Source organism: Shinella granuli (assembly GCF_004341885.1).
GTDB lineage: Bacteria > Pseudomonadota > Alphaproteobacteria > Rhizobiales > Rhizobiaceae > Shinella > Shinella granuli.
Map to the genome: position 1 here is coordinate 48,682 of NZ_SLVX01000022.1, position 26,803 is coordinate 75,484.

Consider the following 26,803-nt stretch of genomic DNA (forward strand, 5'->3'; position numbering starts at 1 on the left):
ACCCATGCAGCTCTTTCCCTGCCCCTTCTGCGGCCCGCGAAGCGAGAGCGAATTCCATTTCGGCGGAGATGCCGGCAACCATCGCCCGGAAGGGTTTCGCGCCGTGACGGATGGCGAATGGAGCAATTACCTCCATGCACGCAACAATCCGCGCGGGGCGGCAAACGAAATCTGGATGCACATGACCTGCGGCGAGGTCTTCCGCATGGAACGGGACACCGTGCATCACCGCGTGGCACGGTCCTTCGCACCGGGAGAGGGAGACGGTCATGACGGCATGGCGCACTGAGGGCGGCTCCGCCATCGACCGTTCGCGGCCGCTGCGCTTTTCCTTCGACGGGCGCGAGGTCGAGGGCTTTGCCGGCGATACGGTAGCCTCGGCGCTCCTGGCCGGCGGCATCTCCGTCCTCGGCCGCAGCTTCAAGTATCATCGCCCGCGGGGCCTCTGGGGCGCGGGCGTCGAAGAGCCGAACGCCCTTGTCGACATCGCCGGAGGCATGCCGAACACCCGGGCCACGCAGGCGCTCGCCGCCGACGGCATGGCGGTGCGCAGCGTGAATGCCGAACCGAGCGCGCAGAAGGACCGCCATGCCTTCCTCGATGCCTTCTCACGCTTCATTCCGGCGGCCTTCTACTACAAGACCTTCATGTTTCCGGACTGGCACCTCTTCGAGCCGCGCATCCGGCAGATGGCAGGCCTCGGGACGCTTGACGCGGCGGCGCAAGGCCCCGCCTTCGCCGAGCAGGTGAACCACCATTGCGACGTGCTGGTGGTCGGCGCGGGACCGGCGGGCCTGCTTGCCGCCCGCAAGGCGCTGCGCGCCGGTAAGCGCGTGGTTCTCTGCGACGACGGCCGGCAGGCCGGCGGCAGCCTGCTCTTCCGCGCCGCGACCATCGAGGGCAAAACCGGCTCGGAATGGGCGGCGGACATGGCCGCGGAACTGGCGGGGGGCGGAGCTCTCGTCCTGGCCGGCACGACGGCCTTCGGCATCTACGACCATCATCTGGCCGGCCTCAACCAGAAGGGCGGGGACGGCGCGCCGGATCGCCTCTGGCGGATCCGCGCCGGGTCGATCGTGCTTGCCACCGGCGCCATCGAACGGCCGCTGCCCTTCGGCAACAATGACCTGCCGGGCATCATGTCGGCGGAAGCCGCGCTCGTCTATCTCCGCCGCTTCGGCGTCGCCGCGGGGCGCAAGGTCGTGGTCGCGACGAACAACGGCCTTGCCTATGAGACGGCGGAGGCCCTGGCCGCGGCCGGGGCGGATGTCACCGTCGTCGATTATCGCGCCGATGCGCCGCCGCCCGCCGGCGTTCGCGTGCTCGCGGGACGCACCATCCTCTCCGCCAGCGGCCGCGGTGCCGTCCATGCCGTCAGGCTTTCCGACGGCAGCGTGCTCGAGGCCGACGCCGTGCTTGCCTCCGGCGGCTTCACGCCGACCGTGCATCTTTATTGCCAGGCGCAGGGCAAGCTCGACTGGCGCGACGATATTCTCGCCTTCGTGCCCGGCAGGCCAGTCGAGGGCGTCACGGTGGTGGGTGCCGCTGCCGGCGATTTCGGCCTTCCGGCGGAACTTGCGGAGCGCGCCGGCCGGGCGCTCGGCATCGTCGCGGCCTGGCCGGAACCGGGCACCAGGGAGCGGGTCTGGATCGACCTCCAGAACGACGTCACCGCCAAGGACGTGGAACTCGCCGTGCGGGAAAACTTCGTCTCCGTCGAGCACCTGAAGCGCTATACGACGCTCGGCATGGCGACGGACCAAGGCAAGACCTCCAACGTCAACGGCCTGGCGCTGATGGCGGAACTCACCGGCCGCCGCATTCCCGAGGTCGGCACGACGACCTACCGCCCGCCCTTCACGCCGGTCCCGTTCGCCTGCTTCGCAGGCGCCCGCTCCGGCACGCGCATGAGCCCGCTCCGCCGCCTGCCGCTGGAAAAGCAACATCGCGCCGATGGCGCCGTGTTCCGCGACTATGGCGGCTGGCTGCGCCCCGCCTATTATGGCGCCGGCCCCGCGGACACACGCATCCAGGCGGAAGCCCGCGCGGCGCGCGAGGGCGTTGCACTCTTCGACGGCTCGCCGCTCGGCAAGATCGAGGTCATCGGCCCGGATGCCGCAGGGTTTCTCGACTTCATCTATTACAACACCATGTCGACGCTTCCGCCCGGCCGCTGCCGCTACGGTTTCATCCTCACGGAGGGTGGCAACGTCTATGATGACGGCGTGCTGGTCCGGCTCGACGAGAATCGCTTCGTCGTCTCGTGCTCCTCCTCGCATGTGGCGGGCGTGCACGCCCTTCTGGAGGAGTGGCGGCAGGACCACTTCGACCGGCGGCGCATCTTCATCCACAACGCGACGGCCGAGATGGCGACGCTGACCGTCACCGGCCCACGGGCACGGGCGCTGATGGAGGCCGTCGGCTTCGATATCCCGCTGGACGACGCGGCCCTGCCGCACATGGCCGTCGCTGCCAGCACGTTCGAAGGCATCGCGGTGCGGATCGCCCGCATCAGCTTCACGGGCGACCGCTCCTACGAGATCTCGGTACCCGCCGACCGGGCCGCGGCACTCTGGGCACGGCTGCGACGGGAAGGCGAGGCCTTCGGTGCGACGTTGCTCGGCCTCGAAGCCCTCATGATCCTGCGCGCCGAAAAAGGCTATATCGTCATCGGCAAGGACACCGACGGCACCAGCCGCCCGATGGATTTCGGCCTCACCGCGCCGCTGCAGCGCAAGAAGGCCGAGTTCATCGGTCGCCGGTCGCTGATCACGGAGGATGCTACACGCGCGGACCGGCGACAGTTCGTGGGCCTCGAAGCCGTCGACGGCAAGGGCGTATTGCCGACCGGTGCGCACGGCATCGCACGCGAGGGGCGTGGCGTGCGCAGCGCCGGCTATGTCACCTCCAGCTATTTCAGCCCCGCGCTGCAGAAGCCGATCGCGCTGGGGCTGATCGAGCGCGGCCTTTCCCGCATGGGCGACATCATCGAGCTGCAGCACCTTCGGGAGATCAGGCGCGCCCGCATCATCTCCGCCTGCGCCTTCGACGAGGAAGGAAGCCGCCTCCATGCTTGACGTTTCCTCGAAATGGCGGCCCGAGCCGGACTGGGCGCTTGCCCGCCTCTCCGGCCCCGGCATCACGATCTGCCCCGTCACCGGTCTCACACAGCGCCTCGTCAGCGGTGATGTCGACCGCTTTCTTGCCCGATACGATCTCGGCAGGGATGTTGGCGCGCTGGGCCTTGCCCTTGGCGAGCGCTATGCGGTGCGCGTTGCCCGCGATCGGCTGCTGGTTGTCGGGGTTTCCCCTGCGGAGCTGGCGGACGGGTGGCACGACGAGGGCTGGGCCGTGACGACCGTCAGCGCCGCCCTTCGCGTCGTCGAAGCGAGGGGAGAAGGCATCCGCGATCTCCTGGCACGGGGAACGACGCTGGACCCGGACGATCCCGGGCCTTGCGCCGCCATGTCGTTTGCCGGGATGATGGCGACGATCTACGGGCATGCCGAGGCCGGGACCCTGCGGATACATGTCGACCGGGGGCTTGCTTCCTATCTGTGGGAGTGGCTCGAATGTCAGCCTCTTCTGGGCGGGATTGGTGAACCCGCCCCAAGATGACGTTTCGTTGTGGAAGGAACGACCCGCGCTGGTGCGGGCGAAAAAGGGAGTTGAGACAGTGAGAAACATTCTGATTATCGGCACGGCCCTCGGCCTGCTCATGAGCACCGCCGCCCGGGCGGAGGACCTGACATTCGCCGTTGCCGGCCCGCTGACCGGGCCGCTCGCCACGATCGGCGACCAGTTCAAGCAGGGTGCGCAGGCCGCCGCCGACGCCATCAACGCCAAGGGCGGCGTGCTGGGCCGCCAGATCAAGCTGCAGTTCGAGGACGACCAGTGCGACCCGAAGCAGGCGGTTTCGGTTGCAAACCGCATCGCCGCCAGCGGCATCCAGTTCGTCGATGGCCATGCCTGCTCGGGCTCCAGCATTCCGGCATCGGCGGTCTATGCCGAGAACGGCACGCTGATGATGAGCCCGGCCTCCTCGAACCCGGTCATGACGGACGATGCCGCCGCCAAGGGCTGGACCAACATCATGCGCCTCTATACCCGCGACGACGCCCAGGGCGCCTTCATCGGCCCCTGGATCGCCAAGCAATATGCCGGCAAGAACGTCGCGGTCCTGCACGACAAGACGGCCTACGGCCAGGGCGTTGCGGATGCCGTGCGCGCCACGATGAATGAAAACGGCCTCAAGGAGATCCTTGCCGAAGGCATCAATGCCGGCGAGAAGGACTACAACGCGCTGGTGACCAAGCTGAAGGATGCCAAGATCGATGTCGTCTACTTCGGCGGCTACCACCCGGAAGCTGGCCTCATCCTGCGCCAGGCCGCCGAGCAGGGCTACTCGTTCCAGCTGATCATGCCGGACTCCATCGCCTCGCCGGAATTCTGGCAGGTCGCAGGCCCGGCCGGCGAAGGCACGATGTTCGTCTTCCCGTCCGATCCGCAGGCCAAGCCCGAAGCGAAGGAAGCCGTCGAGAAGATCCAGGCCGGCGGCTTCAAGCCGGAAGGCTTCACCCTCTTCTCCTACGCCGTGATCCAGGCCTTCGCCCAGGGTATCGAGCGCGCCGGCTCGGACGATCCGACCAAGGTGGCCGAAGCCCTGAAGAACGGCCAGCCGATCGACACCGTCGTCGGAACCGTCACCTTCGACGAAAAGGGCGACCTGAAGAACGCCAGCTACGACATCAACCGCTGGAGCAACGGCAACTACGCGCCGATCGCACAGTAACGGCGCGGGTCGGATGGCGCACGTCCGGCGGCGCCATCCTTCGAGGATGCGTTCTCTGCAACAAACAGGCCCGGCAACACACCGGGCCTGTTTGCCCAGTGCATGGCGAGCACGGCCTTCTATCGGGCCGGGGCAAGGGAGCGGAGATAGGCGATGACGTCATCGGCGTCGTCGGGTTTCAGGCCGGAAAACGCCATGCGTGTTTTCGGAATCATTTTCTTCGGCCCGGCCAGATAGGCGGCCAGCGTCGCCTCGTCCCATCTGAGGCCCTTCCCGCCTTCCGCCTTCATCGCCTCGGAGTATTTTCCATAGTCACCGAGGGAGGCGGCCGGGCGGTCGATGATGCCGACCAGGTGGGGGCCGACCTTGTTCACGGGCTGCTCGGCGTTGTGGCAGGCGGTGCATTTCTTGAAGACGGCGGCGCCGGCTTCCGCCGAGCCATCGGCGGCATTTGCGGCGACGGGAAGCACCAAAACGGTGAGAACGGCGAGACTTTTCATGCTTGCTCCGCATTGACGGCAAAAAGCGGCCGGCTGAAGCCGGCCAAAGGTGGCGCGGCCTCACCAGCCGCACGCGATCACCGGCCACCCTTGGGCGACCGGGGAGGATCGCGGTTTTGCTCAGATCGTGCCGGCGCCCATTTCCCTGGCGAGGTAGTCGGCCTGGCGGATGGCGAGCGTGACGATCGTCAGCGTCGGGTTTTCCGCTGCCCCCGTGGTGAACTGGCTGCCATCGGAGACGAACAGGTTCTTGATGTCGTGCGTCTGGCCCCATTTGTTGACGACGCCGTCCTGCGGCTTCTCGCTCATGCGGTTGGTGCCGAGATTGTGCGTCGAGGGATAGGGCGGCGTCGGGAAGCTGCGCGTCGCGCCGACGGCGGCATAGATCGCCTGCCCCTGCTGGTAGGCATGGTTGCGCATGGCGATATCGTTCGCATGGTCGGTGAACCAGACGTCGGGGATCGGCATGCCGTATTTGTCCTTCAATTCGCCATGCAGCTTCACGGCATTCTGTTCCTGCGGCATGTCCTCGCCGACGATCCACAGACCCGCCATGTTGGCGTAGCTGTCCATGGCGGAGGCGAAGGAACGGCCCCAGCCGCCGGGATCGAGGAAGGCCGCCATGAACGGCACGCCGAGCGCCAGCGTCTCCAGCTCGTAGCCGCCGACGAAGCCGCGCGACGGATCGTGTTTGGCCTCGTCGCGGATGATGCCGGCCATGGTCGTGCCGCGGTAGAAATGAACGGGCTTTTCGAACACGGCATAGACCGAACCGGTCGTGTGGCGCATGTAGTTCTTGCCGACCTGGCCGGAAGAGTTGGCAAGCCCGTCCGGATATTTGCTCGACGCGGAATTGAGCAGCAGGCGCGGGCTTTCGATGGAATTGCCGGCGACGCAGACGATGCGCGCCTTCTGGCTCTGCAGCGTGCCGTCCTTGTCGGCGTAGACGACGGCCGTGACCTTGCCGCTGTCGTCATGCTCGATCTTGACGACGTGGGAATTCGGCCGCACCTCCAGCTTGCCGGTCGCCTCGCCCTTCGGGATCTCGGTATAGAGCGTCGACCATTTGGCGCCCCATTTGCAGCCCTGGAAACAGAAGCCGGTCTGCTGACAGCTCATGCGGTCGTCGCGATCGGCCGAGTTGATCGCCATGTTGCCGGTGTGACAGTCCTTGTAGCCGAGCTTGTCGGCGCCGGCCTTGAGGATCTTGAAATTGTTGTTGCCGGGCAGGCCCTCGATGCCGTTGGTGCGGGTCACGCCCATCTTGTCCTCGGCCTTGGCGTAATAGGGCTCCAGCTCGGCCAGCGTCAGCGGCCAGTCGAGCAGGTTGGCGCCCTCGACCTTGCCGTAGTGCGTCAGCGTCTTGAACTCGTGCTCCTGGAAGCGCAGCGAGGCGCCTGCCCAGTGCGTCGTCGTGCCGCCGACCGCCTTGACGATCCAGGCCGGCAGGTTGGGAAAGTCCTTCGAGACGCGCCAGCCGCCGCCGGTCGTGCGGTGATCCAGCCAGGCGAGCTGGGCGAAGCTGTCCCATTCGTCGTTGATGAAGTCCTCGTGTTCGATGCGCGCGCCGGCTTCGAGCACGACGACGTCGATGCCCTTCTGCGCCAGTTCGTTGCCGAGCGTGCCGCCGCCGGCACCCGAACCGATGATGACGACCACGCTGTCGTCGTTGAGATCATAAGGAGCTGCCATGGTTTCCTCCCGAAACATGGGCGATCGGCGTTACACGCCTTGCAGCCGCGCCTCCTCCGGCGCCGGCTGCCGGATCGCCGTCAAAGCCATTCGATGTCGTCGAAACCGCGGGCGATGTAGCCGCCCTTGGAATAGGATTCGCCCTCGTAGCCGAAATGCGGCCAGAGCTCCTTCTGGTTATACAGGGAGACCACGAGGTCGCCGCGCACCGCCTGGAAGAAGGGCGTCGCCTCGATCTGCTTGAGAATATCGACGCGGTCGTCCTCCCAGCCGAGGCCGCGATAGCCGCCCGCGCCGGCGCGCGCATCGAGGTCGGCGATGCCCGCCTCGATCAGTTCCCTGTGCGCACCATCCGTGCCGGCCTTCGTGTCATGGCCCTTCACGGCGATGGCATAGAACCGATCGGCGATGGAATCGTGCGGATAGATGTCACGGGCGAGCTTGATGAGGGTCGCCATGGTGTCCGGCTTCAGCGCCGCCGTCTCCAGGCCCCAGGCCTTGTCGGGACTGATCACCGCATTGCCGGTGATGATGAGCGCAGCGCCGATCGTGCCGCGCTTGAGAAGCTCGCGCCGGGAGAGCCCGGGGCGCTGCTCGTAGATGGTCGTCATGTCGCATTCCTCCCGTTGCATCTGGAACGGGCGGCCCTCCTCCGGCCGCCCGTCCGTTCATTTGAAGCGGCCGTGCCGTTGCAGGACCTCGATCTTGTAGCCGTCAGGATCGGTGACGAAGAAGAAGCGGGCGAGCAGGCCGCCGTCGCGATTGAACTCGACGATCTTGCCCGTCGTGAAGCCGAGCGCCGATATGCGGGCGTGCTCGCCGTCGAGGTCGGAGACGGAGACGGCGAAATGGCCGTAGCCGTCGCCCAGATTATAGGCTTCGCTGCGGCCCTTGTTGATCGTCAGCTCGAGCTCGAATTCGCTTTCGGCATTGCTCATATAGACGAGCGTGAAGGTCTCGAAGTCGAGCCGGTCGGCCACGTCGAGCCCAAACGCCTTGTTGTAGAAATCCACGGACCGGTCCTCGTCCAGAACCCGGATCATGGAGTGGATCGACTTCGCCACGCTGTTCTTCTCCCGTCTGCAATTCGCGTTGTGAGGAGATTTTGCGCCCGGAATCACGGCCATGGGTAGCAGCCCGTTACCGCACGCAGATTTTCATTTCCGGAGTTTCATGCGAAGGATTTTTCGCCGATCCGGCGCCACTGGGATGATTTGACCAAAGCCGGGGGCCGCCGCATAATCACGGCCATAAGAACAAGACTGGAGGATAAACCATGTGTGAGGTCTTTGCGGGCCAGGACCCGCAACGCTATCGGCCTGTCAACCGTTCCGTGCGGATCGGCGGACATTCGACCAGTATCCAGATCGAAGCCGCGTTCTGGGACCTGATCGACGAGATGGCCGCAGGCCAGGGCCTGTCGACGTCCCGCTTCCTCTCGACGCTCTATGACGAGGCGCTTGAGATCAACGGCTCGGTGTCGAATTTCGCCTCGCTGCTGAGGACGAGCTGTCTCATCTACATCATGGCCGGCACGGGAAAATGTGACGGCGCGCGCCAATTCCATATCGTCGCGGCGGAATAGCCCCGCCATCGACATCATCGATGCCTCCGCCGCGATGCGCCGCACGCAGCCGGCCTGGAGATGCTTGACGATCCGTCACAAGCGGGTGGCCGATTTGGCGCGCGGATATACGGTTAGCTGATGACATTCGGCTCCTGATTGCCATATTTAAGGGACTGTCGGATTGGACATGGCCTTTGCAACGGGAGTTACATCAGTGAGCGGACTGCAGAAGGGTATGCTTCTTGGCTTCTTCGCGGCATGCCTGGTGATGGCCGCAGGTCTTCCCTTCCGCCAAGCCGATGCCGCGGATTGCCGGGCGGACCCCGAGCCCGAAGTGGATTGGAGCGCCTGCAGCAAGAAGAACCTGATGCTGGGCGGCAGCAATTTCACCGGTGCGAATTTCCGGGATGCCGACCTCAGCTACACAGACATGCGCGAGACGAACCTGACGGCGGCCGTCCTGGAAAAGGCGACGATGATCCGGACCTGGTTCACCGGCGCGCGTATGGAAAAGGCGAACTTCGCACGGGTGGAAGCCTATCGCTCCAGCTTTCAGAAGGTCGTTGCGAAGGGGGCCTCGTTTGCATCCGCCGAACTCCAGCGCGCGGCATTCGACGGCGCCGACCTCAGTTATGCGAGCTTCGAGAAGGCCGATCTCAGCCGCGCGTCCTTCGACGAGACGGTGCTTTCGGGCGCAAGCTTTGCCTATGCGAACCTTTCCCGCGCCGATCTGAGCAAGGCAAGCGTCGCGGGAACGATCGGCCTCGACAGGGCCTTCATGCTGTTGACGCGGATCGAAGGGCTCGATCTTTCCCGCGCGACCGGTCTCGACCAGTCCCAGATCGACATGGCCTGCGGCGATGCCAAGACCAGGCTTCCGGAGGGCCTCGCGGCGCCGGCAAGCTGGCCGTGCCCGAGGGACTGAGACGTTTCTCTCCGTCATCGCGGCACATCTCCTACGCTTCGCGTTTCGGAAAAACCTTGTCCCCGAATGGCGTTGCCGGGGCCGGCTCTATTTGCCGGCGCTCCCGGTGTCGAAATCCTTCGCCTGTGCTTCGAGCCGCTCGATGAAGCGGGTATAGAGATCTGCGAAGGTCGCCATCTCCTCCTCCGTCCAGTCGCACAGGACCTTTGACAACACCTCTTCCTTGACGCCGTTCACCTGGTCGAGCCAGTGCATGCCGGCCTTCGTCAGCGTGACGATGGTGCGCCGCCCGTCCTCCTGGGACGCCGCGCGGCGCACGACGCCGCGCTTGACGAGATCCGCGACGATGCGGCTCGCGCGCGAATGGTCGATCCGCAACTGCTCGGCGAGCGCACCGACCGTGACCTCCTGTTCGAGGCCGAGGCGCCGGACCAGGGACAGGGCGTCGAGATGCGAAAGCTCCAATCCCGCGCCGACGCGCGAAATGGCGAGGCGCCCGATATAGCGCCGGCCGGTCATGATCCGCATCCGTCCCATTGCCGCGCCGATGCGGGCGAAGGCGCTGGTGCCGGCGGCGCCGGTCTTCTGTTCGTCATCGCTGCTCATGTCCATGGGTTAGCAGATTTCCGCCGGCGTCAAAACATATTTGTGCCTTTATCACATATGTGCGATTGACATATATGTGATAAAGGCACACAAACCCTCACCCCAGGAAAGACAGAGACCGAGTTGCCGCCATGGATGCCCGTCCGCGCCCCGACAAAGACAACGAAACAGCCTATGCATCGCTCGTACCCGACCCGCGCCGCCGGATGCTGGTCGTCTGCCTGCTGATGACGGGCATCTTCATGGCGGCGCTGGACAACCAGATCGTCTCGACCGCACTGCCGACCATCGTCGGCGAATTCGGCGAGCTGGAGCGGTTCGGCTGGGTGGGCTCGGCCTATCTGCTGGCGACCAGCGCCGTGATGCCGGTCTATGGCAAGCTGGGCGACCTCTTCGGCCGCAAATATGTGATGATGACCGCGATCTTCATCTTCGCGCTGGGCTCGCTTGCCTGCGGCCTTGCCGTTTCGATGAATACGCTCATTGTCGCCCGCGTGCTGCAGGGGCTGGGCGGCGGCGGCATCATGGTCTCGATCTTCTCGATCAATGCCGATCTTTTCGAACCGCGCGTGCGGGCGCGCTACCAGAGTTATTCGAGCCTGATGCTGATGGCGGCCGGCGCGGTCGGCCCCACGCTGGGCGGCGTGCTCTCCGACCTCTTCGGCTGGCGCTCGATCTTTCTCGTCAACCTGCCCATCGGCATCGTCGTGCTCACGGGCCTTGCCCTGATCCTGCCCTATCGCAAGCCGAGCCGCCGGCCGAAGATCGATTTTACCGGGGCAATCCTGCTTGCCGCCGTGGTGTCGAGCGTGGTGCTGTGGGCCGACAGCCGGGAGATCTTCGGTTCGCTCGTCTCCGCCGGAAGCCTTGCCGTCGTCGCCTTCGGCGCGGTCTGCCTGGTCGCGTGGGTCCGTGTCGAGCGCCGCGTTCCCGAGCCGATCGTTCCGCTCGGCCTGTTCCGCAACCAGACCGTCAACCTTCTCCTGGTCGTCTCGCTGGTGAGCGGAGCGATCGGCATCGGTTCGATCAACTATATCGCCCTCTTCCTGCAGACCACCACCGGCCTTTCCCCTTCGCAGGCCGGCCTCCTGTTCATGGCGCTGACGGCCGGCATCGCCGCCGGTTCCCTGACAGCCGGGCGGCTGATCTCGCTGACGGGCCGATACAAGGTCTTTTCCGTCGTCAGCACGGCCGGCGGGCTGGTGACCTTCCTCCTGTTCGCCACCGTCCATCCCGGCACGCCGGTCTACCTGATCGGCCTCTTGATGCTCCTGCAGGGCCTCAGCGTCGGTTTCGGCCAGCAGGTCCCGGTGATCGGGGTGCAGAATGCCGCCAATGCGGCCGATCTCGGCGCCGCCACCGGCGCCGTCACGCTGACCCGCATGGCAGGAGCCTCGATCGCCATCAGCATCTACGGCGCCATGCTCGCCGCCTTCGTCTCCGGGCAGGGGCACAGCATTCCCGGCGTCACCAGCATCGAAGGGCTGACCCCGGCGGAACTCGCCGCACTGCCCGAACAGGTCCGCGCGCTGGTCGCGGCCGTCTATACGGACGCCTTCCGGCCCGTGTTCCTCAGCATGGCCGGCATGATCGCGCTGGGCCTGCTGGCCGCGCTTTCCTTGAAGAACGTCCGGCTTCAGGCGACCCCAGCAAAGCCGAATAGCATGGGAAGCGGAACAGCCCCCTGATCGGCGGGATCGATGCCATGGGCAAGCCGACGGTCGCGCCGCGCCTGCGACCGTCGGCGTATTTGTGCTTTTTCCGGCCCCGCGAAGGCGCTATTGCTCGATCCGACCAGTCCCGTCAAAGATGGAGGTTTTCGTGAGCGTCGGCCTGATTGCCCTTCTCGATGATGTCGCGGCACTTGCCAAGGCGGCGGCGGCCTCGCTGGATGACGTCGCCGCACAGGCCGGCAAGGCCGGCGCCAAGGCGGCGGGCGTCGTCATCGACGATGCGGCCGTGACGCCGCGCTACGTCACCGGTTTTTCACCCGCGCGGGAACTGCCGATCATCGGCAAGATCGCGCTCGGCTCGCTGAAGAACAAGCTTCTCTTCCTGCTGCCCGCCGCCATCGCGCTCAGCCTCGTCGCGCCCCAGGCGATCACGCCGCTGCTGATGGCCGGCGGCCTCTTCCTTTGCTACGAAGGCGCCGAAAAGATCTACGAACTCATCTCGCCCCATGGCGCCCATCACCATGAGGAGCAGCTCGATCCGGCAGGCGCCGATGCGAAAGCCTTCGAGGACGGCAAAGTCGCCGGTGCCATCCGCACCGATTTCATCCTCTCCGCCGAGATCATGGCGATCACGCTCGCCTCGGTGCCCGATGCCGGCCCCGTCATGCAGGCGCTGATCCTCGCGCTTGTCGGCATCGTCATCACCGCCGGCGTCTATGGCGTCGTCGCGCTGATCGTGAAGGCGGACGATGTGGGCCTCTGGCTTGCCGGCCGCCCCTCGCGCTCGCCGGTCGATACAGCCCTTCGCCTCCTCGGCCATGGTCTCGTCAAGGGCATGCCCTATCTCCTGAAACTGCTCGGCGCGGTCGGTACGGCGGCGATGATCTGGGTCGGCGGCGGAATCCTGGTGCACGGCGCGGAGATATTCGGCTTCTCTGCACCCGCCCACATGCTGCACGATGCCGGCGAGGCCGCCGCGCACGCCGTTCCCGCCCTCGGTGGCCTCGTCTCCTGGCTGGTTCAGGCCGCCGGCTCTGGGGTCATCGGGCTTGTCGTCGGCGCCGTTTTGATCCCCGTCGTCAGCATGGCCGTTGCGCCGGGCTGGCGCTGGCTGAGCCGCCGGCTCCGCAAGTTGCGCGCGGCCTGACGGCCCTCGCATTCCCGCCCCACTGCCAGTGGAGACCGGAGCGGGGCTCGATCAGGAGGACACCATGGCAGGACACCGCATTTATTCCATCAGCGTCGCCAGCGTTTATCCCCACTATGTCGCGAAGGCCGAGAAGAAAGGCCGCACGAAGGCGGAGGTCGACGAGATCATCTGCTGGTTGACCGGATACAGCCTCGCGGCCTTCAACGATCAACTGGCACGGAAAACCAGCTTCGAGGACTTTTTTGCCCGGGCACCCGCAATGAACCCGGCGCGATCCGCGATAAAGGGCACGGTCTGCGGCGTCCGCGTCGAGGAGATCGAGGAGCCGACCATGCGGGAGATCCGCTATCTCGACAAGCTGATCGACGAACTTGCGAAAGGCAAGGCGATGGAAAAGATCCTGCGGGCCTGATCTGTGGCGCCGGCCGCTCATCCTCTCGGGGCGAGGCCGCCCAGCGGGAAGGCGAAGCTTTTCCTGAAGGCGCCGTCCCAAAGCTCGCCCCGGTGGTCCGCCTCCGCCGCGCCGGCTTTCGACAGACCCCTGCCGAGCAAGTCCAGGCGGAGAAGGGAATGCCGGCAAGCCGGCATTCCTCGGCGAAACGGCCTCAGTGGGTGGCGCCCGATCCGCCGGCGGCAACGATCGCAAAGGGCTGACCCTCGACGGCGATGATGCGCGTCTCCTTCAACGTCTCCGGATCGACGAGACGCACGAGACCCTTGCGCGGGTCGGTGACGGCAATGTGATCGCCGGCAACCGCCAGACGCGGGCGCGGGTCTCGCCAATGCCCGTCCTTGCTGTAGGGTTCGGTGACGGTTTCGGACTTGGTGATCGCGCCGTCCACGACGTCCAGCAGATGGAGCTTGCCGTCTTCCGTCAGGATATAGCCGTTGCGCGGCCTGGCGGGATCGAGGATGAAATCGACCCGCCGCAGCGGCAGTTCGACCAGGCGGTAGGGCTCCCTGGCGTCCGCGTCGATGAGCACGACCTTGTCTTCGCCGTAGTTCCCCAGGAAGAACTGCATGGACGTGCCGCCGAGCAGGGTGGAGACCTTGCCCTCCGGCAGCGTGTCGCCATAGGCGAGCATGTCGAGCTTCGGACCGTCCAGGCCGCCCGGGCGGGCGACAAGCACGCCCTCCGCGCAGCCGAAAGCCACCAGGCGCGCCGAGGTCGCTTCGCCGTGCAGCCCCGTGCAGGTCGCGACGTCGCCCACCTGCTTTCCGTCCCCGTCCAGCACGCGCAGGCCAAGACGGAGCGGCAGTTCGCCCTCCTTCACCGCCGCTTCCATGTCCGGCACGGAAACGAGCAGATGATTGCCCATCGGGACGGCGACGCCGTGGTGCGCTGCTATCGTGTCATAGGGTTTCAGGTCCGCCTTGCCCTCCAGAAGCGCGCTTTCCTTGACGAGATCGAACTTGCCGCCGCGGTCGTAGAAGATCGCGAGATCATCGCCATGGGCCACCACATGGCCGGGCTTCTCGCCGCTGATGGTCGTGGCAAGGAGTCTTGGCTCCCTGACCTCGATATCGCGATGTTCGCCATGGTCCGAAAGCGCAATGCCGGTATCGATCACGTGGATCACATTCTGATCGCCCTGGACAGCGAAGACGGTGCGTCCCGTCTCACTCAGGGAAAGGGCCGCATAGCCCTTCAGGTCAAAGCGGCCGATTTCCTTATCCGTGCCCAGATCGATGGCGCGAACCACGGGCTGCGTGTGATCGGCGACGAACAGCCGCCATGTCGCACGCGGCTCCTCGTCCGCATGGACGGCCAGTGGAAGGGCGAGGGTCGCGAGGATGGTGGTGGCGAGAAGGACGCCGGAACCGGAGCGGGGCATATGATCTCCTATTAATGTAATAACGTAACATAGTTTTGTTATAGCGTTACATTTCGATTGTCCAGCGTCCGCGGCGGCATCAGGAAGGCTCCTGCCAGTCCAGCGGCCGCTTGAGTTGCGGCCCTGCAGGTCTCATCCGGCCGCGATATGCTCCAGCAGGCGGCAGGCGAGGGATCGAGCGACCGGGATCGTTGAGTGGAGCAGCAGGCGGCGTATCACCAGAGCGTGCGCAGCCGAATGCAGTTGGCCGGCAGGCTGTGCCGGCAGAGCCGGGCCGCGATCCTCCGGAAGACGACCGACACCAGCGGCCATGGCCACCAGACGGCAGATCGCCGCGAATGTCCGCAGGGGAATCGGGCAGTCCACCCGGCAACCATCCGCCGCGGCCCTTGTCTGCCTCTTGCTGCGGGTCGTGGCGGGAGCGGGCTTAGCGCGCCTGCGGCGGCACGACGTGGCGGCGGTTGATGCTTGCCGGGCGGCCCTCGATCGAGAGAGCGGTCTCGCGCTTTTCGCGCTCGGCCACGACCTTGCCCTTCGAGACGACGCAGAGTCGTTCGGCGCGCAGGCGCACTGCCTCGATGGGATTGCCCGCGTCGAGCACGACGAGGCTTGCCGATTTGCCGACGGCGAGGCCGAGATGGTCGAGGCCCATGATCTCGGCATTGACCCGCGTCACCATGTCGAAGCAGGCGCGCATGTCCGCAGGCGAGGACATCTGGGCGACGTGCAGCCCCATGAAGGCGACATCCAGCATGTCGGCGGTGCCGAGCGAGTACCAGGGGTCGAGCACGCAGTCCTGGCCCCAGCCGACACGGATGCCGGCCTTCAGCATCTCGGGAACGCGCGTCATGCCGCGGCGTTTCGGATAGGTGTCGTGGCGGCCCTGCAGCATGATGTTGATGAGCGGGTTGGGGATCGCCGACACGCCCGCCTCGGCAATCAGCGGCAGCAGCTTGGAGACGTAGTAATTGTCCATCGAATGCATCGAGGTGAGATGCGAGCCCGCCACCCGGCCCTGCAGGCCGAGTCGCTGGGTCTCGTAGGCCAGTTGCTCGATATGGCGGGACAGCGGATCGTCCGTCTCGTCGCAGTGCAGGTCGACCATCAGGCCGCGCTCGGCCGCGATCTCGCAAAGCTCGGTGACCGACCGCGTGCCGTCCGCCATGGTGCGCTCAAAATGCGGGATGCCGCCGACGACATCGACACCCATGTCGAGGGCACGAATGGTGTTCTCGCGGGCATTGGGCGAGCGGTAGAGGCCATCCTGCGGGAAGGCGACGAGCTGGAGGTCGATATAGGGGGCGATCTCCTTCTTCACCTCGAGCAGGGCTTCCACCGCCAGCAGGCGATCGTCGCAGGTATCGACATGGGTGCGGATGGCGAGCAGGCCCATGGAAACCGCCCAGTCGCAATAGGCAAGTGCGCGCTCCCTGACGGCCTCATGCGTCAGGAGCGGCTTGAGCTCGCCCCAGAGCGCAATGCCTTCGAGCAGCGTGCCCGAGGCGTTGATGCGCGGCAGGCCGTAGGAGAGCGTCGCATCCATATGGAAATGCGGATCGACGAAGGGCTGGCTGACAAGGTTGCCCGACGCATCGACGACACGGCCGGCGGCAGCGTCGAGGCGCGGCTCGATCGCGGCGATCGTCTCGCCCTTGATGCCGATATCGGCGACGGTTCCATCGGGCAGCGTGCCGCCCTTGACGATCAGGTCGAAGCTCATCTTTCGCCTTTCTGGTACGGTATCATCAAAGCCTTGGGATAGCTGGCGCGGCGCGCCACCAGGATCAGCGCCAGGATCGACAGCGCATAGGGCATCATCAGGAAGACCTGGTAGGGCACGATGCCGCCCGATATCTGCTGCAGGCGGATCTGATAGGCATCGAAGGCGGCGAACAGGATGGCGCCGACCAGCGCCTTGCCCGGCCGCCACGAACCGAAGACGACGAGCGCGATGCAGATCCAGCCGCGACCATTGATCATCTGGAAGAAGAACGAGTTGAATGCCGACATGGTGAGGAAGGCGCCACCGACCGCCATCAGCGCACTGCCGACGACGACGGCGCCCATGCGGATGCCGGTGACCGAGATGCCCTGCGCTTCCACGGCGGACGGGTTTTCGCCCGCCGCACGCACGGCAAGGCCGACGGGCGTGCGATAGAGCACCCAGGTAACGAGCACGACGGTCAGGAAGGCGAGGTAGGTCAGCGGCGTCTGCGTGAACAGCGCCTCGCCGAGCACGGGGATATTCGAGAGGCCCGGGATCGCCAGCGGCTGGAACGACTCGATCTTCGGCGGCGACGTCACTTCCGGCAGCACGAGGCGATAGGTGAAATAGGTGAGGCTGGTCGCCAGCAGCGTGACGCCGATGCCGACGACATGCTGCGACAGGCCGAGCGGCACGGTAAGCGTGGCGTGCAGCAGGCCGAACAACGCACCGGCAAGGGCGGCCACCAGCACGCCGGCCCACAGGTCGCCGCCGCTATAGACGGTGAACCAGCCGGCGAAGGCGCCGACGGTCATGATGCCCTCGATGCCGAGATTGAGCACGCCGGCCCGCTCGCAGATCAGCTCACCCATGGTCGCGAAGATCAGCGGCGAGGCGATGCGGATGACGGCGACCCAGAAGGAGGCGGTGAAGAGGATTTCAAACGCGTCCATCATCACCTCCACCTGATCCTGTAGCGCGTCAGAAGGATCGCCACCACCATGGTCAACAGCGAGGTGGCCACCATGACGTCGGCGATGTAGCTCGGAACCTTGGCGGCGCGGCTCATCGCATCGGCGCCGACGAAGATGCCCGCGACGAAGATGGCCGAGGCGATGACGCCGAGCGGATTGAGCATCGCCAGCATGGCGACGACAATGCCGGTATAGCCATAACCGGCCGACAGATCGAGCGTCAGGTTGCCCTTGAGGCCGGAGACTTCGGAAAAGCCCGCAAGCGCGGCCAGCCCGCCGGAGAGCAACGCCGTCTTCATCAGCACGAGGTTGACCGGGATGCCGACGAAACGCGCGCCTTCGGGATTGTGGCCGACGGCGCGCATCTCGTAGCCGAGCTTGGTCTTCTTCGTGATGATCCACACCACGATGGCCGCGATGATTGCGATGACGAAGCCGAGATGCAGGCGCTTGCCCTGGATGAGGCGCGGCAGTTGCGCCTCCGCGACGACCTTCTGGGATTGCGGCCAGCCCAGCCCCATCGGATCCTTCAGCACGCCCTCGAGCAGCATCGACACGAAGAGCAGGACGATGAAGTTCAAGAGCAGCGTGGTGACCACCTCGTCGACGCCGAAGCGCGTCTTCAGCACGGCGGGGCCGAGCAGCAACAGCGCCCCGGCCGCCATCGCCGCGGCCATCAGCACGGGGATCAGGATGACCGAGGGCAGGGGCAGGGCACCGGTTCCGAGCACCACGGTGACCACGCCGCCGATATAGAGCTGCGCCTCGGCGCCGATGTTCCAGAGCTTGGCGCGGAAGGCGACCGCGACGGCAAGGCCCGTGAAGATCAGCGGCGTCGCGCGGGTCAAGGTTTCCAGCAGAGCGAATTGCGAGCCGGCCGCACCCCTGGCGACGAGATAGAAGACCGAGAGCGGCGAGGCGCCGGCCGCCAGGACCAGAAGCGAGACCAACAGCAGCGTGGCGACGACGGCCGCCAGCGGGAACAGGAGGGTGACCGCCAGCGTCGGCGCGGGTTTCGGCTCAAGCCGCATCGCTGCGCTCCCCGCTGTGGCCGGCCATCAGTTCCCCCAGTTCGCGAATGCTGCGTTCGCCGCGCGCGGAGGGGGTCGACAGGCGTCCCTTGGACATGACGATGATGCGGTCGGACAAGGCCAGGATTTCCTCAAGGTCTTCCGAGATCAGCAGCACGGCCGCGCCCCGTTCCCGCGCTGCGAGCAGCATGCGATGGACATAGGCGACGGCGCCGACATCAAGGCCGCGCGTCGGCTGGCTGGCGAGAATGACAGCCGGCTCCGGATCAAGCGCACGGCCCAGGATGAGCTTCTGCATGTTGCCGCCCGACAACAGGCGTATGCGCGCCTCGGGCGAGGGACACTTCACATCATAGTCGGCGATGATCTTCTCGGCGAAGCGACGGGCGGCCTTCCAGTCGAGAAAACCCATGCGGCTGAAGCGCGGGCTGCCGTAGCGCTCGGCGATCACATTCTCGGTGACGCTCATGTCGCCGATGGTGCCGACGGCATGGCGGTCTTCCGGTATGCGCGCCACGCCGTGGTCGAGCGCGACGCGTGGCGACCAGCCGGCAACCTCCCGCCCGGCGACGGAAATGCGGCCGCCGGTGGCGCGCTGGGTGCCGGCGATAAGCGCGGCAAGGGCCGCCTGGCCATTGCCGGAAACACCCGCAAGGCCGGTGATCTCGCCGGCCCTGAGGGTGAGCGACACGTCGTCGAGTGCAGCCCCGTTATAGGGTGCGGTGGAGACGCCTTCGAGCTCCAAGAGCGGCGCCCCGACAGTGGCCGGACTGACCTCCGCCGGCTTCACCTCCTGGCCGACCATGAGGGCGGCCAGTTCCTTGCGATCGGTCGATGCCGTTTCGCGTTCGCCGGCAAGCCGGCCCGCGCGCAGCACCAGCACGCGATCGCTGACGGCCATCACCTCGTGCAGCTTGTGGGAGATGAAGATGATCGACAGGCCCTTGGCGACAAGCAGCTTCAACGTTCGAAACAGCGCATCGGTCTCGGCCGGGGTCAGAACGGCGGTCGGCTCGTCGAGGATCAGGATGCCGGCGTCGCGATAGAGCGCCTTGAGGATCTCGACACGCTGGCGTTCGCCGACCGAAAGCGTGGAAACGGTGGCCGCGGGATCGACGGCCAGGCCGAAGTCGGCGGAGAGCTGCGCAATGCGCTGCCGCGCCAGCGTCCTGTCGAGCCGGGCGCGCCAGAGGCTTTGCGTGCCCAGCGCGATGTTCTCCTGCACCGTCATGTTGTCGGCCAGGGTGAAATGCTGGTGCACCATGCCGATGCCGGCATCGAGCGCGGCACGCGGATCGCCCGGCGGCAGCGGCTCGCCAAAGGCCTCCACGGTTCCCGCGTCGGCGACATAGTGGCCGAAGAGAATGTTCATCAGCGTCGTCTTGCCGGCGCCGTTCTCTCCGAGCAGCGCAATGACCTCGCCGCGCTTCAGGTCGAAGGAAATGTCGTCGTTGGCCCTCAGCGGACCGAAACGCTTGCTGATACCGGAAAGACGGAGGACGGGTGTATCGGACACGTTGGCGACCGGGAAAGGACTTTGAGGGCAGGGTTGTTCTGCTCGCAGGGAGAAGCGGCCGCGGCAAGGGAAATATCCTCATGCCGCCAGCCATTTCTCCCCGCGATCGTCAGAACGCGGAAGGCTAGCTCGATTTCGGCTCTGCGTCGTTGATCTCGACGGTGAACGAACCGTCCTTGATCGCCTTTTCCTTCTCGGCGATCCTGGCCTTCACGTCGTCGGGAACCTTGCTGTCGAAGGTGCCGAGCGGCGCGAGCGAACAGCCGCCGTTCTTCATGAAGGAATAGACGCCATAGTCGTCCGCCTTGAAGGCGCCGGCCTTCACTTCCGCGATTGCCTTGTCCAGCGTCGGCTCGAAATGCCACAGCGCGGAGGCGACCACGGTCTCCGGATAGTCCGCCTGGGTATCGATGACATTGCCGATGGCCAGGACGTTCTTTTCCTTCGCCGCATCGGACACGCCGAAACGTTCGGCATAGAGCAGGTCCGCACCGCCATCGATCTGGGCGAAGGCGGTTTCCTTGGCCTTGGGCGGATCGAACCACGAGCCGATGAAGGCGATCTGGAACTTGGCGTCCGGGGACACTTCCTTCACGCCGGCCATGAAGGCGTTCATCAGGCGGTTGACCTCCGGGATCGGATAGCCGCCGACCATGCCGATATTCTTCGACTTGGTCATCGCGCCGGCGACGAGGCCGGAAAGATAGGAGGCATCCTGGATATAGTTGTCGAAGACCGAGAAGTTCGGCACGGCGGCATCGGGCTTGAAGCTCGAGCCCATCAGGAAGGCGACGTCGGGATAATCCTTGGCGACGGCGCGGGCGGCGTCCTCCACGCCGAAGACCTCTCCCAGGATCAGCTTGTGGCCGGCCTCGCAATATTCGCGCATGACGCGCTCGTAGTCGTTGTTGGCGGTGTTCTCCGAATAGACATATTCGATGTCCCCGCGCTCCTTGGCGGCATTGGCCGCCTTGTGGATGCGGCTGACCCACTGCTGCTCGACCGGCACGGTATAGATGGCCGCGACCTTGAGCGGGTCGGCGGCGAGCACGCGGCCCGGCAGGCCCGCGGCGGCGACCGCAGCAGACGCGCCGGCGGCCTTGATCAGGGTTCTTCTGGAAATGCCGAAATTGAACGGATTGCGATGCATTCGATTCCCCTCTGGCTTATCGCGCAATTCATTGAAAAGCGTCTTTTTTTACCACTTGGTCAACATAGGGGAAATCGCTCGCTGCGGCAATCGGGCGCGGCCGAAAGTTCACGGGCGCGTGTTCCGGCGCACCCGTCGAGTTGGGAGCGAATATACGTTCAGGCTGGCGGCGATCCGCTTATTTTCCGGTGAAGGTCGGCGTGCGTTTCTCGATGAAGGCGGCCATGCCCTCCTTCTGGTCCGCCGTTGCGAACAGGGCGTGGAAGAGCCGCCGCTCGAAGGCGATCCCGTCGCGCAGGCCCGTTTCGAGCGCGCGGTCCACGGCCTCGCGGGCGGCCATCACCGCCGCCTTTCCATAGGTGGCGATCGTCGCGGCGGCGGCGAGCGTCTCCTCCATCAGCCTGTCGGCCGCGATCACGCGGGAAACGAGGCCCGCGCGTTCCGCTTCCGCCGCATCCATCATCCGGCCGGTGAGGATGAGATCCATCGCCTTCGCCTTGCCGACGAGTTTCGTCAGCCGCTGCGTGCCGCCCATGCCGGGGATCACGCCGAGCTTGATCTCGGGTTGGCCGAACATGGCGGTGTCGGCGGCGAAGATCATGTCGCACATCATGGCAAGCTCGCAGCCGCCGCCGAGCGCATAACCGGAGACCGCGGCGATCTTCGGCGTGCGCAGCGCGGCGAAACGCTCCCAGGCGGCGAAGAAGTCCTCGCTGTACATCTCGGCAAAGGTCTTGTCCGCCATCTCCTTGATGTCGGCACCGGCGGCAAAGGCCTTTTTTGAGCCGCGGACGACGAAGCAGCCGACGCCGGGGTCGCGGTCGAGCACGGCAAGGTCATCGGCCAAGGCCAGCATGATTTCGGTATTCAGCGCGTTGCGAGCCGCCGGCCGGTTCAGCGTGACGATGACGACGCGGCCCTGCCGCTCGACGATAACAGGTTGTTCCACCGCAGCCACTCCCTCGATGATCGATGCCATGCCGGCTATTCCGTGTCCGTCTTGTTCCGCAACATGGTGATGATGGCGGAAAAATCCTTGTCGCCGAACCCGTCGTCGGCAAAGCGCTGATAGAGCGCTGCCGCCCTGGCGCCGAGCGGCGTCATCGCGCCGGCATCCGCCGCCGCGGCCTGCGAAAGCTTCAGGTCCTTCAGCATCAGCGCCGCGGCGAAGCCGGGTTCGTATTCGTGATTGGCCGGCGAGGTCGGGACAGGCCCCGGCACCGGGCAATAGGTCGTCAGCGACCAGCATTGGCCCGACGAGACGGAAGCGACGTCGAACAGCGCCTGATGCGTGAGGCCGAGCCGTTCGCCGAGCACGAAGGCCTCGCCCACGGCGATCATGCTGATGCCGAGGATCATGTTGTTGCAGATCTTCGCCGCCTGGCCAGCGGAGGCGCCGCCGCAATGGATGATCTTCCTGCCCATCGCTTCAAAGACGGCTTTCGCACCGGCAAAGACATCGGCATCGCCGCCCACCATGAAGGTGAGCGTACCGGCCGAAGCGCCGCCCGTCCCGCCGGAGACGGGCGCGTCGAGCGCCGGGCAGCCATGTGCCTCGGCCAGCGCATGCGCCTTGCGGGCGCTGGCCATGTCGATCGTCGAGCAGTCGATGAGCAGCGTGCCCGAGGGAACGATGGCGACCAGTTCCTGCCAGACGGAAAGCACATGGGCGCCGGCCGGCAGCATGGTGATCACGATGCCGGCGCCGGAAACGGCCTCCGCGACCGAGGCAGCGGTCGAGACCCCGTTCTCCCGGGCCAGTTCCAGCGAGGCGGTCGCAAGGTCGAACCCGCGCACGCTGTAGCCGGCTTTCACGAGGTTTGCGGCCATCGGGCCGCCCATATGGCCGAGGCCGATGAATGCGACGGGGCTCATAAGCGTTCTCCTTTCCCTGCATCCGCGGCAAAGAGCGGGTCTGCCGACGGCTCGAAGAAGACGGCAACATCCTCGGCAGTGACCTCGTCCAGCCGCGCCGGGCGCCATTGCGGATTGCGATCCTTGTCGACGACCGCGGCCCGGACACCCTCGTAGAAATCATGGCTGCGCAGCACGGCCGCCGTGGCGGCGAACTCCCGTTCCAGGCAGGCTTCGAGCGACGCCTCCGCGCGTCCGAGACGGAGCAGGCGCAATGTCACCTTCAGGCTGAGCGGCGATTTCGTCCGCAGAACACCGCGTGTCCTCTCGGCGAACTCCGACCCGTCCCGCGCGAGCGCATCCAGAATTTCCTCGATCGTGTCGAAGGCGAAGAGGCGGTCGATTAATGGCTTTTGTCCCGCCACCTGCGCCGGTGGCGGCGCAACCGCAAAGGCGCCAACCGCCGCCGAGACATCGGCCCGCGTGGCGGAAGCCGGCAGGCGGGACAGCCTTTCGGCCAGGTCCGCCAGTCGATCCGAAGGCACATGGCTGTCGGCAAGGCCGAAGGCGATGGCGTCGGCGGCCGCAAGCGGTTCGCCCGTCAATCCGGCATAGGTGCCGAGTTCGTTCTTCCGGCGCGTGAGGAACCACGACGCACCGACATCCGGGAAGAAGCCGATGCCCGTCTCGGGCATGGCAAGCCGCGTGCGCTCGGTGACGATGCGGTGGCTGGCATAGACCGAAATGCCGACGCCGCCGCCCATGACGATGCCGTCCATGAAGGCGACGAAGGGTTTTTGCAGCCGGTTCAGGCGCGCGTTCAGGCGGTATTCCTCGCGCCAGAAATCGACGGGCTCCCGGGAGCCCGCCTTGCCGCCGTCATAGATCATGCGGATATCGCCACCGGCGCAAAGCCCGCGTTCGCCCTCGCCGGTGATGAGCACCGCGGCGATCCCGGGATCGGCTTCGAACGTGTCCAGCGCCTTCTCGATGTCGCGGACCATCGAGAGGGTCAGGCTGTTGAGCGCCTTCGGCCGGTTGAGCCGGATGCGGCCGAGCGTGCCGGTGCGGTCGATCAGGGTCTGCGGGTCAGATGTGGAGGGCATGGCCGAGGGCTTTCAATGCGGCTTCCTGCAAGCCTTCGCTGCGGGTCGGGTGGGCGTGGATGGTGCCGGCGATGTCCTCCAGCCGCGCGCCCATTTCGAGCGCCAGCGAGAAGGCGCTGGAAAGCTCCGACACACCGGCCCCGACCGCCTGCAGGCCGAGCACCAGGTTCGTATCCGCGCGCGCCACGGCGCGGACAAAGCCGTCTTCCGACTGGGTCGTCATGGCGCGGCCGTTGGCATTGAAGGGGAAGAGGCCGACGCGGATCTCGTAGCCGTGCGCCCGGGCCTCGTCCGGCGATAGGCCGGCGGTGACGATCTCGGGATCGGTGAAGCAGACGGCGGGAATGGCGCGCTTGTCCCAGGTGCGCTTGCGGCCGGCGACGATCTCCGCGACCATCTCGCCCTGCGCCATGGCGCGATGCGCCAGCATCGGCTCGCCGGTGACGTCGCCGATGGCGTAGACACCGCGCATGGAGGTACGGCAGCGCTCGTCGATGCGGATGAAGCGGCCGGCACGGTCGAGATCGAGCTCTTCGAGGCCCCAGCCTTCGGTGCGCGGCCTGCGGCCGACGGTGACGAGCACCTTGTCCGCGGCAATGCGCTTTTCCGCGCCGGACGCGGTCTCGATCACCAGCGCTTCGCCGGAATAGCCCTTCGCCTTGACGCCGGTCAGCACGCTGACGCCGAGGTCGGCGAGGCGTTTTGCGACCGGCTTGACGAGTTCGGCGTCATACTGCGGCAGGATCTGCGGCATGGCCTCGACCACCGTCACCTCCGAGCCCAGCTTGGCGAAGGCGGTGCCGAGTTCGAGGCCGATATAGCCGCCGCCGACGACGGCGAGTTTTTGCGGCACGCTTTGCAGCGACAGCGCCTCGGTGGAGGAGAGGATCGCGCCGCCGAAGGGCAGCGCCGGCAGCTCGACCGGTTCGGAGCCGGTGGCGATGACGACCGTCTCGGCGCGGATGAGCTGGGTGCCGGTCTCCGTCTCCACCTCCACGGTCTTGCCGTCGCGGAACCGCGCATCACCATGCACGATCTTCACCTTGGCCTTGCGCAAGAGGCCGAGCACGCCGCTGTTCAGTCGGCCGACGATACCGTCCTTCCAGCGGATGGTCTGGGCAAGGTCCAGTTTTGGCGCCTCGACCGTGATGCCGAGCGCGTTGGGGCCTGTCATATGGCGCACCGTGTCGAACTCCTCCGCGGCATGAATCAGCGCCTTGGAGGGGATGCAGCCGACATTGAGGCAGGTGCCGCCGGCCTTTGCCTTCTCGACGATGACCGTATCGACGCCGAGCTGTCCGGCGCGGATGGCACAAATGTAGCCGCCGGGACCGGCGCCGATGACGAGGAGCTTGCAGACGATCTCTTTCATGTCATCAGCCTTCGATGAAGATCAGGGCGGGGGTTTCGAGCAGGGCCTTGATGCGCTGGACAAACACCGCCGCATCCCAGCCGTCGACGATCCGGTGGTCGAAGCTCGACGACAGGTTCATCATCTTGCGCGGGATGAACTGGGTGCCGTCCCAGACCGGCCGCGTCATGATCTTGTTGACGCCGACGATCGCCACTTCCGGATGGTTGATGATCGGCGTCGTGACAATGCCCCCGAGCGCACCGAGCGAGGTGATGGTGATGGTGGAGCCGGACAGTTCTTCACGCGCGGCCGTGCCGTTGCGGGCGGCATCGGCGAGGCGCGTGAGTTCGGCGGCGCTGTCCCAGATCGAGCGCGCCTCGGCATGCCGCACGACCGGCACCGTCAGGCCGGCCGGCGTCTGCGTGGCAATGCCGATATGGACGGCGCTATGGCGGGTGACGATGCCGGCATCGTCATCGAAGGTGGCGTTGACGCCGGGCTGCTCACCGAGCGTCTTGACCAGCGCCCGCATCAGGAAGGGCAGGATGGTCAGTTTCGGCTGGTCGGGCTTGCGGCCGGCATTCATCGTCGCGCGCAGGTCTTCGAGATCGGTGACATCCACCTCCTCGACATAGGTGATGTGGGGAATGCGCGTGGCGGCGAGCCGCATCTTTTCCGCGATGCGACGGCGCAGGCCCGTGACCTTGATCTCCTCGGTGGCGGTCTTGCGGGCAAGGCCCGCTGCAACGGCGACAGGCTGGGCGCCGCGCGAAATGAACTGGTCGAGGTCGTCATGGGTGATGCGGCCGGCCGGGCCGCTGCCCGCCACCTGCCTGAGATCGACGCCGGCCTCCTGCGCGCGCAGCCGCACGGCGGGCGAGGCAAGCGGTCTTGTCTCCGCCATCGAGGCTTTCCCCTTCTCCCTCTCGGGGAGAAGGTGGCCTGAAGGGCCGGATGAGGGGGATGGTTCCTTCGGTGCGGGCGGCTCCTTCCGAGAGGGCGGAGAAACCCCCTCATCCGCCCGAAGCCTGTCATCGGGCTCGCCTCCGGCGAGACCTTCTCCCCGCTGGAGGGAAGAGAGAGGCTGCCGCTCCTCCTCCGTCACGCTCTCACTGTCGCCCCCACCTTCGCCCGCAACTTCGATGCGCAGCAGCGGCGCCTTGACGGCCACCGTATCGCCGATCTCGGCGCCGAGCCAGAGCACGGTACCGTTGACCGGCGAGGGAATCTCCACCGTCGCCTTGTCGGTCATCACGGCGGCGAGCACCATGTCCTCGCGCACCGGATCGCCCGGCTTGACATGCCATTCGACCAGCTCGGCCTCGGCCACCCCTTCGCCCACATCGGGCATCTTGATGACGAACTCGCCCATC

At 66.1% G+C, this 26,803-nt stretch carries 24 protein-coding genes and 2 pseudogenes; 9 read left to right on the forward strand and 17 right to left on the reverse strand.

The window, feature by feature from the left end:
• Positions 1-4: 4 nt before the first annotated feature.
• The 4 genes from EV665_RS25210 (at position 5) to EV665_RS25225 (ending at position 4,792) form a co-directional block, all read left to right on the forward strand.
• Positions 5-289 (forward strand): sarcosine oxidase subunit delta, encoded by a 285-nt coding sequence (locus tag EV665_RS25210; protein WP_064334589.1) that lies wholly within the window; start codon positions 5-7, stop codon positions 287-289.
• Positions 270-3,077 carry a 2Fe-2S iron-sulfur cluster-binding protein gene (locus EV665_RS25215; protein ID WP_133036160.1) on the forward strand — a complete coding sequence of 936 codons (2,808 nt, stop codon included), beginning with the start codon at positions 270-272 and terminating at the stop codon, positions 3,075-3,077. The genes EV665_RS25210 and EV665_RS25215 overlap by 20 nt, the downstream gene beginning before the upstream one ends.
• Entirely contained in the window at positions 3,070-3,618 is a 549-nt protein-coding gene (locus tag EV665_RS25220) for an aminomethyltransferase family protein (RefSeq protein WP_133036161.1), read from the forward strand. The genes EV665_RS25215 and EV665_RS25220 overlap by 8 nt, the downstream gene beginning before the upstream one ends.
• A gap of 100 nt (positions 3,619-3,718) precedes the next feature.
• A complete protein-coding gene (locus EV665_RS25225; RefSeq protein ID WP_371328643.1) occupies positions 3,719-4,792 on the forward strand; it encodes a branched-chain amino acid ABC transporter substrate-binding protein in 1,074 nt (357 codons plus the stop codon).
• Between the two features lie 119 nt (positions 4,793-4,911).
• Here EV665_RS25225 and EV665_RS25230 read toward each other — a convergent pair whose 3' ends face one another.
• From EV665_RS25230 to EV665_RS25245, 4 genes are all read right to left on the reverse strand, one after another.
• Positions 4,912-5,292, reverse strand: coding sequence for a c-type cytochrome (locus EV665_RS25230; protein ID WP_133036162.1), 381 nt, complete (start codon positions 5,290-5,292; stop codon positions 4,912-4,914).
• A 120-nt stretch (positions 5,293-5,412) separates the two neighbouring features.
• Positions 5,413-6,984 carry a GMC family oxidoreductase gene (locus EV665_RS25235; protein WP_133036163.1) on the reverse strand — a complete coding sequence of 524 codons (1,572 nt, stop codon included), beginning with the start codon at positions 6,982-6,984 and terminating at the stop codon, positions 5,413-5,415.
• Between the two features lie 80 nt (positions 6,985-7,064).
• The gene (locus EV665_RS25240; RefSeq protein ID WP_133036164.1) at positions 7,065-7,595 is read right to left on the reverse strand and encodes a gluconate 2-dehydrogenase subunit 3 family protein; all 531 of its coding nucleotides are present in this window, start codon (positions 7,593-7,595) and stop codon (positions 7,065-7,067) included.
• Positions 7,596-7,652: 57 nt separating this feature from the next.
• Positions 7,653-8,048: a VOC family protein gene (locus EV665_RS25245; RefSeq protein ID WP_133036165.1), complete on the reverse strand. Its 396-nt coding sequence runs from the start codon at positions 8,046-8,048 to the stop codon at positions 7,653-7,655.
• Between the two features lie 212 nt (positions 8,049-8,260).
• Between EV665_RS25245 and EV665_RS25250 the strand changes: the two genes are divergently transcribed.
• Both EV665_RS25250 and EV665_RS25255 read left to right on the forward strand, forming a co-directional pair.
• Positions 8,261-8,569: a ribbon-helix-helix domain-containing protein gene (locus EV665_RS25250; protein WP_133036166.1), complete on the forward strand. Its 309-nt coding sequence runs from the start codon at positions 8,261-8,263 to the stop codon at positions 8,567-8,569.
• A gap of 217 nt (positions 8,570-8,786) precedes the next feature.
• Entirely contained in the window at positions 8,787-9,476 is a 690-nt protein-coding gene (locus EV665_RS25255; protein WP_133036214.1) for a pentapeptide repeat-containing protein, read from the forward strand.
• Positions 9,477-9,563: 87 nt separating this feature from the next.
• Here EV665_RS25255 and EV665_RS25260 read toward each other — a convergent pair whose 3' ends face one another.
• Positions 9,564-10,088 carry a MarR family winged helix-turn-helix transcriptional regulator gene (locus tag EV665_RS25260; RefSeq protein ID WP_245507826.1) on the reverse strand — a complete coding sequence of 175 codons (525 nt, stop codon included), beginning with the start codon at positions 10,086-10,088 and terminating at the stop codon, positions 9,564-9,566.
• Between the two features lie 125 nt (positions 10,089-10,213).
• On the opposite strand from EV665_RS25260, the gene EV665_RS25265 reads away from it, so the two are divergent.
• The 3 genes from EV665_RS25265 (at position 10,214) to EV665_RS25275 (ending at position 13,317) form a co-directional block, all read left to right on the forward strand.
• Positions 10,214-11,770, forward strand: a complete 1,557-nt coding sequence (locus EV665_RS25265; protein WP_133036167.1) for an MDR family MFS transporter — start codon at positions 10,214-10,216, stop codon at positions 11,768-11,770.
• Between the two features lie 133 nt (positions 11,771-11,903).
• On the forward strand, positions 11,904-12,902 hold the full coding sequence (locus tag EV665_RS25270) for a DUF808 domain-containing protein (protein ID WP_133036168.1): 999 nt from the start codon (positions 11,904-11,906) through the stop codon (positions 12,900-12,902).
• 64 nt (positions 12,903-12,966) lie between these two features.
• Positions 12,967-13,317 carry a DUF2200 domain-containing protein gene (locus EV665_RS25275; RefSeq protein WP_133036169.1) on the forward strand — a complete coding sequence of 117 codons (351 nt, stop codon included), beginning with the start codon at positions 12,967-12,969 and terminating at the stop codon, positions 13,315-13,317.
• Between the two features lie 193 nt (positions 13,318-13,510).
• Here the strand turns inward: EV665_RS25275 and aztD are convergent, their stop codons facing one another.
• From aztD to EV665_RS33315, 12 genes and pseudogenes are all read right to left on the reverse strand, one after another.
• Positions 13,511-14,740 carry a zinc metallochaperone AztD gene (aztD, locus tag EV665_RS25280; protein ID WP_133036170.1) on the reverse strand — a complete coding sequence of 410 codons (1,230 nt, stop codon included), beginning with the start codon at positions 14,738-14,740 and terminating at the stop codon, positions 13,511-13,513.
• 427 nt (positions 14,741-15,167) lie between these two features.
• The gene (locus tag EV665_RS25285; RefSeq protein ID WP_133036171.1) at positions 15,168-16,460 is read right to left on the reverse strand and encodes an amidohydrolase family protein; all 1,293 of its coding nucleotides are present in this window, start codon (positions 16,458-16,460) and stop codon (positions 15,168-15,170) included.
• Positions 16,457-17,398, reverse strand: a complete 942-nt coding sequence (locus EV665_RS25290) for an ABC transporter permease (RefSeq protein ID WP_133036216.1) — start codon at positions 17,396-17,398, stop codon at positions 16,457-16,459. Before EV665_RS25290 ends, EV665_RS25285 begins: the two co-directional genes overlap by 4 nt.
• A 2-nt stretch (positions 17,399-17,400) precedes the next feature.
• On the reverse strand, positions 17,401-18,450 hold the full coding sequence (locus tag EV665_RS25295; RefSeq protein ID WP_133036172.1) for an ABC transporter permease: 1,050 nt from the start codon (positions 18,448-18,450) through the stop codon (positions 17,401-17,403).
• Positions 18,440-19,966 (reverse strand): ABC transporter ATP-binding protein, encoded by a 1,527-nt coding sequence (locus EV665_RS25300; protein WP_133036173.1) that lies wholly within the window; start codon positions 19,964-19,966, stop codon positions 18,440-18,442. The genes EV665_RS25295 and EV665_RS25300 overlap by 11 nt, the downstream gene beginning before the upstream one ends.
• A 124-nt stretch (positions 19,967-20,090) precedes the next feature.
• Complete coding sequence (locus EV665_RS25305) at positions 20,091-21,116, reverse strand: BMP family protein (protein ID WP_133036174.1); 1,026 nt, start codon at positions 21,114-21,116, stop codon at positions 20,091-20,093.
• A gap of 178 nt (positions 21,117-21,294) precedes the next feature.
• Positions 21,295-22,095: an enoyl-CoA hydratase gene (locus EV665_RS25310; RefSeq protein ID WP_133036175.1), complete on the reverse strand. Its 801-nt coding sequence runs from the start codon at positions 22,093-22,095 to the stop codon at positions 21,295-21,297.
• A gap of 5 nt (positions 22,096-22,100) precedes the next feature.
• Positions 22,101-22,991 carry a 3-hydroxyisobutyrate dehydrogenase gene (gene mmsB / locus EV665_RS25315; protein WP_133036176.1) on the reverse strand — a complete coding sequence of 297 codons (891 nt, stop codon included), beginning with the start codon at positions 22,989-22,991 and terminating at the stop codon, positions 22,101-22,103.
• Entirely contained in the window at positions 22,988-24,076 is a 1,089-nt protein-coding gene (locus EV665_RS25320; RefSeq protein ID WP_133036177.1) for an enoyl-CoA hydratase/isomerase family protein, read from the reverse strand. The genes mmsB and EV665_RS25320 overlap by 4 nt, the downstream gene beginning before the upstream one ends.
• On the reverse strand, positions 24,060-25,448 hold the full coding sequence (gene lpdA, locus EV665_RS25325; RefSeq protein WP_133036178.1) for a dihydrolipoyl dehydrogenase: 1,389 nt from the start codon (positions 25,446-25,448) through the stop codon (positions 24,060-24,062). The genes EV665_RS25320 and lpdA overlap by 17 nt, the downstream gene beginning before the upstream one ends.
• A gap of 4 nt (positions 25,449-25,452) precedes the next feature.
• Positions 25,453-26,322, reverse strand: a pseudogene (locus tag EV665_RS33310) (dihydrolipoamide acetyltransferase family protein); the annotation flags it as partial.
• 228 nt (positions 26,323-26,550) lie between these two features.
• Positions 26,551-26,802: pseudogene (locus tag EV665_RS33315) on the reverse strand (biotin/lipoyl-containing protein); the annotation flags it as partial.
• Position 26,803 lies beyond the last annotated feature (1 nt).

Coding starts and splice junctions, on each gene's coding strand:
- EV665_RS25310 (WP_133036175.1), bottom strand. CDS start 22,095: ATGGCATCGATCATCGAGGGAGTGGCTGCGGTGGAACAACCTGTTATC.
- EV665_RS25260 (WP_245507826.1), bottom strand. CDS start 10,088: ATGGACATGAGCAGCGATGACGAACAGAAGACCGGCGCCGCCGGCACC.
- mmsB (WP_133036176.1), bottom strand. CDS start 22,991: ATGAGCCCCGTCGCATTCATCGGCCTCGGCCATATGGGCGGCCCGATG.
- EV665_RS25235 (WP_133036163.1), bottom strand. CDS start 6,984: ATGGCAGCTCCTTATGATCTCAACGACGACAGCGTGGTCGTCATCATC.
- EV665_RS25240 (WP_133036164.1), bottom strand. CDS start 7,595: ATGACGACCATCTACGAGCAGCGCCCCGGGCTCTCCCGGCGCGAGCTT.
- EV665_RS25230 (WP_133036162.1), bottom strand. CDS start 5,292: ATGAAAAGTCTCGCCGTTCTCACCGTTTTGGTGCTTCCCGTCGCCGCA.
- EV665_RS25290 (WP_133036216.1), bottom strand. CDS start 17,398: ATGGACGCGTTTGAAATCCTCTTCACCGCCTCCTTCTGGGTCGCCGTC.
- EV665_RS25250 (WP_133036166.1), top strand. CDS start 8,261: ATGTGTGAGGTCTTTGCGGGCCAGGACCCGCAACGCTATCGGCCTGTC.
- EV665_RS25220 (WP_133036161.1), top strand. CDS start 3,070: ATGCTTGACGTTTCCTCGAAATGGCGGCCCGAGCCGGACTGGGCGCTT.
- aztD (WP_133036170.1), bottom strand. CDS start 14,740: ATGCCCCGCTCCGGTTCCGGCGTCCTTCTCGCCACCACCATCCTCGCG.
- EV665_RS25285 (WP_133036171.1), bottom strand. CDS start 16,460: ATGAGCTTCGACCTGATCGTCAAGGGCGGCACGCTGCCCGATGGAACC.
- EV665_RS25215 (WP_133036160.1), top strand. CDS start 270: ATGACGGCATGGCGCACTGAGGGCGGCTCCGCCATCGACCGTTCGCGG.
- EV665_RS25225 (WP_371328643.1), top strand. CDS start 3,719: ATGAGCACCGCCGCCCGGGCGGAGGACCTGACATTCGCCGTTGCCGGC.
- lpdA (WP_133036178.1), bottom strand. CDS start 25,448: ATGAAAGAGATCGTCTGCAAGCTCCTCGTCATCGGCGCCGGTCCCGGC.
- EV665_RS25295 (WP_133036172.1), bottom strand. CDS start 18,450: ATGCGGCTTGAGCCGAAACCCGCGCCGACGCTGGCGGTCACCCTCCTG.
- EV665_RS25255 (WP_133036214.1), top strand. CDS start 8,787: ATGCTTCTTGGCTTCTTCGCGGCATGCCTGGTGATGGCCGCAGGTCTT.
- EV665_RS25275 (WP_133036169.1), top strand. CDS start 12,967: ATGGCAGGACACCGCATTTATTCCATCAGCGTCGCCAGCGTTTATCCC.
- EV665_RS25265 (WP_133036167.1), top strand. CDS start 10,214: ATGGATGCCCGTCCGCGCCCCGACAAAGACAACGAAACAGCCTATGCA.
- EV665_RS25305 (WP_133036174.1), bottom strand. CDS start 21,116: ATGCATCGCAATCCGTTCAATTTCGGCATTTCCAGAAGAACCCTGATC.
- EV665_RS25320 (WP_133036177.1), bottom strand. CDS start 24,076: ATGCCCTCCACATCTGACCCGCAGACCCTGATCGACCGCACCGGCACG.
- EV665_RS25210 (WP_064334589.1), top strand. CDS start 5: ATGCAGCTCTTTCCCTGCCCCTTCTGCGGCCCGCGAAGCGAGAGCGAA.